The organism is Lentihominibacter faecis, assembly GCF_014306095.1.
Classification (GTDB): Bacteria; Bacillota; Clostridia; order Peptostreptococcales; family Anaerovoracaceae; genus Lentihominibacter; species Lentihominibacter faecis.
Map to the genome: position 1 here is coordinate 1 of NZ_JACRWC010000002.1, position 5,205 is coordinate 5,205.

General features: G+C 43.9%; 8 protein-coding genes. All 8 read right to left on the minus strand.

Annotated elements, in window-relative coordinates:
• Window positions 1–320: 320 nt before the first annotated feature.
• Window positions 321–452: a hypothetical protein gene (locus tag H8876_RS10130; protein WP_267896335.1), complete on the minus strand. Its 132-nt coding sequence runs from the start codon at window positions 450–452 to the stop codon at window positions 321–323.
• An 18-nt stretch (window positions 453–470) separates the two neighbouring features.
• Window positions 471–674 carry a hypothetical protein gene (locus tag H8876_RS00085; protein ID WP_249286047.1) on the minus strand — a complete coding sequence of 68 codons (204 nt, stop codon included), beginning with the start codon at window positions 672–674 and terminating at the stop codon, window positions 471–473.
• A 13-nt stretch (window positions 675–687) separates the two neighbouring features.
• Window positions 688–1,092, minus strand: a complete 405-nt coding sequence (locus tag H8876_RS00090) for a hypothetical protein (RefSeq protein WP_249286048.1) — start codon at window positions 1,090–1,092, stop codon at window positions 688–690.
• Window positions 1,055–1,942, minus strand: coding sequence for a MerR family transcriptional regulator (locus H8876_RS00095; RefSeq protein WP_249286049.1), 888 nt, complete (start codon window positions 1,940–1,942; stop codon window positions 1,055–1,057). Before H8876_RS00095 ends, H8876_RS00090 begins: the two co-directional genes overlap by 38 nt.
• Window positions 1,943–2,232: 290 nt before the next feature.
• Window positions 2,233–3,411 carry a 23S rRNA (uracil(1939)-C(5))-methyltransferase RlmD gene (gene rlmD, locus H8876_RS00100; protein ID WP_249286050.1) on the minus strand — a complete coding sequence of 393 codons (1,179 nt, stop codon included), beginning with the start codon at window positions 3,409–3,411 and terminating at the stop codon, window positions 2,233–2,235.
• Entirely contained in the window at window positions 3,412–4,530 is a 1,119-nt protein-coding gene (tgt, locus tag H8876_RS00105) for a tRNA guanosine(34) transglycosylase Tgt (protein ID WP_249286051.1), read from the minus strand.
• Between the two features lie 20 nt (window positions 4,531–4,550).
• Window positions 4,551–5,048 carry a DNA-deoxyinosine glycosylase gene (locus tag H8876_RS00110; protein WP_249286052.1) on the minus strand — a complete coding sequence of 166 codons (498 nt, stop codon included), beginning with the start codon at window positions 5,046–5,048 and terminating at the stop codon, window positions 4,551–4,553.
• 12 nt (window positions 5,049–5,060) lie between these two features.
• The coding region (locus H8876_RS00115) for an S-adenosylmethionine:tRNA ribosyltransferase-isomerase (RefSeq protein ID WP_249286053.1) at window positions 5,061–5,205 on the minus strand (145 nt) is incomplete at its 5' end.

Here is a 5,205-nt window from a genome sequence, read left to right on the forward strand (position 1 = left end):
TGTATAAGAGACAGCCCTATATAATCAAGTATTTTTTTATTGAAATTCTAAAGTTTTTTACTTTATTTACCTTCGTTAATAAGCCATGTCACGGATAAATTCCTTGTATCAAGTACAAATCATAGCAGTTTTAGGTATACGAAACAGAACGTCATCATTTTCCATTCTGCATGGCCTTGTGTATACCCTTCCTTCTATGGCAGTCAAACCTCTCATATCTACCAGATTTTCTCCGTCTCCGGAGACCTAACTTCCTTCGTTCTGCTTATCCATACCGGGTGTCAACTTAGCTCCTTTCACATTAACATCAATAATCAAACTTAGTCGTTGTCGTTCTGAGCAGATGTGGTTAATTCCATCATCTTCTGCGCATATGTATCACCATCAATTTCTTCATTGGCATACTGTTGCATAAGCTCGTCAATCTGTTCTTTCAATTCTTCTCGTGTCATTTTTTCACCACCTTCTATTTAATCATCATTTGACAAATACCATCCGTGCTCTCGATGAGGCAAATTGAGTAGAAATCTACTGGAAATCGCATTAACCACATCAATATGTATACCGTAAATTTGAATGTGCTCATCCGAATCATAATCCAGTTCGTCTAGCAATGATTCCATTTCACTTGCTGTTTCCAGCCAACTACTTGTAACATGCGAAAAACGTCCCATAGTATTTTCCCTTCTAACACTTGTAATTTGAAATATTCATCAACAATTCCTCTGACACAAAATAGGGATTATTATCGTCGTCAATTTTCTCTATCAAAATAGCATCTTTATCTGTTTCAAGCACTCTAAATTGGTCTCCAATTTTAAACGCTAAACCCTCATTGCTGATACCCTCTGCGGTTACAGAATATACCTTTGTATCTGCTATTTCCGTCAACTGATGTATTCTGATTTTCTTTTTAAATTCCTTAACAGTCTTTTTAACTACAATCTCGCCACCTTTATAAACAGCTGCGCCGGTTCCGGCAATTATCAAAACAAGGTTTTTAGGGCCTCCGACCTTCTTTGCCGCAGTAGTCAACAATTGATATGCACCTAGATTACTCATTCTCTTCATCTCCGCTATCTCGTCTACCATATCGCATCTCTTCCTCGACTAATTCATCGTGATTTTTATAACCACAAAATATAGAAATCGCTTCAGCTATAAATTCACAATCCTCCTCACTATATTCACCGGCTTTTAACTTTGCAACATCACCTGCCAAATAGCTCGACGAATAAAACCGAGAAAACTGTTTTATGGTCATTTTTCCTTCCATACCATAAGCCTGGACCAATATATTTTGATTTTCATATATGAGCTTAACCATTAATTGAATCTCTGGATGATTAGCTCCCAGGGCCTTACGCTTACAAATCGCTTTAGATAATACGTATTCTGCAAGCAACAAATCCAAGTCTGTATTTTTCATCATATCCAATACAGCTAGCATACGTCCCAAATCACTATTATTCCATTCTTCATTAGATTTGGCTAACATCGTTTCAGCCAATTGTGCATATGCTTCACCTTGTGGATCACCTAAAATGTTCCATCTCTCAATGGCATTATTTTGAAAATCCTCAAACTTTACCTCACCCATTTTTTTAGGTCGTGGTGGAAATCGCCCAGTTAGCTTAATAGTCTTCGCATATCCTAAATGGCGTTCCAGCTCTGCCTTTTTTTCTTCTAACTGTTCGACCTTCTGGGATATAGAAGTATCGAAATCAAACCCATCATCAGCGACCATATCGCAAATTTCTTTAATTGAATATCCCATACCCTGTAAAACTCGTATCGTCCAAATGCGGTCTATATCATCATCGTCATAATCTCGATATTGACCACCCTTATTTTCAGGCATAAGACCAGCTTTCTCAAATACGCGAAGTGCCTTTCTTGTAACACCCAAGTTATCTTCAACCCATTTAACCTTATACCCCAATACCATCACCTCCTGTTGAATTTATTATACAACATTGTCCCAAGGACAAAGCAATGTTTTTTCAAAAAATAGATAAAAAATTATGAAGCACTTCATAATCCACTCAGATCTTCTTGTTTTCCGTATTAAACATCTAATCCACAGCCTAAACCCTGCCGCATTTTTTCGGTCATCCACTTTTTCTCCGGTCAGACTAAAAAGTAGATATATTTCCATACAAGAAAAACCGAGCTTTCTCGCAGCGTTTTCACACCTGAAAAAGCCCGGAATCTATCAACCTCCAGAGATATTTATTTTTTCACTTTTTCCAGTACCGCCACACACTCCGTGTGCTTTGTGCCCGGGAAGTTATCAAAAGGCTTGACCGATTTGATCTCATACCCATAGTACTGCATATAATACAGGTTGTCCGCAAGACTTTTCGGATTGCAGGAGATATACACGATCTGCTTCACACCGTATCCGATGATCTTTTCCAGGGCGTTGGAAGAAATGCCGACACGAGGCGGATCCACCACGATCACCTCCGGCTTGTCAGGAAGGCTGTCCAGAACCTCAAACACATCACCTGCCAGAAAGCGGCAGTTATCCAGTCCATTGAGAGCCGCATTAGCCTTTGCAGCCTCCACAGCCTCCTCCACCAGTTCGATACCGATGACCTCTTTCGCTTTGCGAGCCAGCACCTGTGTGATCGTTCCCGTTCCGCAGTACAGATCGAATACTTCTTTATTCTCGAAATCATCGATAAGGCTGACCGCATAGGAATACAGCCGTTCTACTGCATCTACATTGGTCTGAAAAAACGAAAATGCACTGACCTTGAACTTCAGTCCCAGGATCTCCTCGTTATAGTAATCTCTGCCCCACAGAACTCGCAGTTCATCACAGTATACAGCGTCTGCCAGGCGGTCATTGATCGTCCTCAGGATGCCGACCACCTGATTTTCCAGAGGTAAAGCCCGGATCATTTCCACGAAAGCATTTTCGTCAAAACCATCCTCCGAACTGGTCACCACATTGACCAGCAGTTCTCCCGTCCGAATACCCCGGCGCACGATCAGATGTCGCATCAGACCTTTATGAGCCTTCTTATGATAATGTGTATATCCATGAGAAGAGGCAAATTCCAGCACACCTCGCAGGATCACATTGAAATCCTCATGAACCAGCTGGCACTGATCCACTGTTACGATGGACATAAAATGCTTTTTCTTGTGCATGCCCAAAGTCATCGGACCATTCTTTTCCATATCGCCAAAGGTATATTCCATCTTGTTACGATACCCGTAGCGGGACGGTGCTCCCTCAATGGGAAGCAGTTCACCGTAACGAATATCCTTCTTGTCAAGAAGCCCCTTGACCTCTCCAAATTTATTGCTCAGCTGCTCTTCATAGGGCACCCCCTGATAGACGCAGCCGCCACAAATATCCTTATCTCTGCAGACTTCTCTGATTTCCATATTTTCCATTTAAAATCTCCCGTAGCTGTCATAAAATTCTTTCTTGTATTCCAGGAACCGATCTTCCTCGATGGCTTTACGAATACCAGCCATGGTGTTGACAAGAAAATGCAGATTGTGTGTCGTCATCAACATGGATGACAAGATTTCATCACTCTTGAACAAGTGTCTCAGGTATGCCTTGGAATAATTTCGGCAGGTATAGCAGTCACAATTTGGATCCAGGGGTGTAAAGTCCCGTTCGTACTTAGCGTTCTTGATATTGACCCGTCCCTGAGATGTCATGGCCATACCGTGACGTGCGATCCTGGTCGGAAGCACGCAGTCAAACATATCTATTCCGCGTTCCACTCCCTCAAAAAGACAGTCCGGACTTCCCACGCCCATCAAATACCGCGGTTTATCTGCCGGCAGATAATCAACGCAGTCATCCATCACTTCATACATGATCTCCTTCGGCTCTCCGACGCTCAAACCGCCGATAGCATAACCCGGCAGATCCAATTCCACGATTTCTTCCGCGCTCTGCTTTCTCAGATCTTTATACATACCGCCCTGCATGATCCCAAACAAGGACTGCTGTTCCGTATTCTTATGATATTCTTTGCAGCGTTTCAACCATCTGGTAGTTCTCTCCAGAGAGTTTTTCACGTAATTGCGGTCCGCCGGATACGGAGCACATTCATCAAAAGCCATCATGATATCCGATCCCAGTGCATTCTGTATCTCCATGGATTTTTCCGGAGACAGCATATGCTTCGATCCGTCGATATGAGAACGGAATTCCACACCCTCTTCGCTGATCTTGCGCATCGCACCCAGACTGAACACCTGGAAACCGCCGCTGTCAGTCAGGATCGCTCTCTCCCAGTTCATGAATTTATGCAGTCCGCCCGCCGCCTTTACCACTTCGTGTCCGGGGCGAAGATACAGATGGTATGTGTTTCCTAAAATGATCTGTGCTCCCATATCACGCACTTCTTCCGGCTTCATCGCTTTGACGGTGCCTGCTGTCCCCACCGGCATGAACACCGGCGTCTCGATCGGTCCGTGAGGCGTGTTGACGCGGCCTCTGCGCGCTTTCGTTCGACTGTCTTTTTTGATCAGTTCATAAGTAACTGCTGCCATAAAAATTAACTCCTACTCTTTTATCTCACATAATCACAAATCTGGCTGTACGCCTTCCGCAGCTTCTCATACGAGCATCCGCAGTTGGCAGGGCTCGTAGAGGGCAGACGAACAGCTTCCACTCCGCACTCCGGAAAACACAACTTTTTATACAGCTGCGCTGCCTTTGCACCTGTGGCAAAAATCGCCCGGATGTCTGCCGCCTGCAAGATCCTGTTCATATCGTTAGGCCTGGCATTGCGAATACTGACATCCGATGCTCCCTTGATTTCACAGCTTTCCAGCACATCCCACAAGGCGATATGGTTCCGCTTCAAAAATCTCTTTCGCTCTTCCACCGTCTGTGGAAACTCCTCACCCAGCACATCAGCAAGCACTTTCCAGAACCGATTCTGCGGATGGCCGTAATAGAATCCCTGTTCACGCGACTTGGGAGATGGGATCGTCCCTAAAATCAGCACCCGCGAATCCTTGTCAAAGAAAGCGTCAAATTCATGGGTCACAAGACCTGCTTCCATCTCCGCTCCTCCTTATTCAATAAACATAGCATCTCCGTAACTAAAAAAGCGATACTTTTCCCGGATAGCTTCTTCATATACTTCCAGAATTTTTTCCCTGTCATACAATGCAGAAATCAGCATCAGCAGTGTTGACTTCGGCAGATGGAAATTGGTG

What these genes read in the sequence shown, in the direction of transcription:
- H8876_RS00090 (WP_249286048.1), bottom strand. Translation starts at nt 1,092, where the DNA reads ATGGTAGACGAGATAGCGGAGATGAAGAGAATGAGTAATCTAGGTGCA.
- tgt (WP_249286051.1), bottom strand. Translation starts at nt 4,530, where the DNA reads ATGGCAGCAGTTACTTATGAACTGATCAAAAAAGACAGTCGAACGAAA.
- rlmD (WP_249286050.1), bottom strand. Translation starts at nt 3,411, where the DNA reads ATGGAAAATATGGAAATCAGAGAAGTCTGCAGAGATAAGGATATTTGT.
- H8876_RS00110 (WP_249286052.1), bottom strand. Translation starts at nt 5,048, where the DNA reads ATGGAAGCAGGTCTTGTGACCCATGAATTTGACGCTTTCTTTGACAAG.
- H8876_RS00085 (WP_249286047.1), bottom strand. Translation starts at nt 674, where the DNA reads ATGGGACGTTTTTCGCATGTTACAAGTAGTTGGCTGGAAACAGCAAGT.
- H8876_RS10130 (WP_267896335.1), bottom strand. Translation starts at nt 452, where the DNA reads ATGACACGAGAAGAATTGAAAGAACAGATTGACGAGCTTATGCAACAG.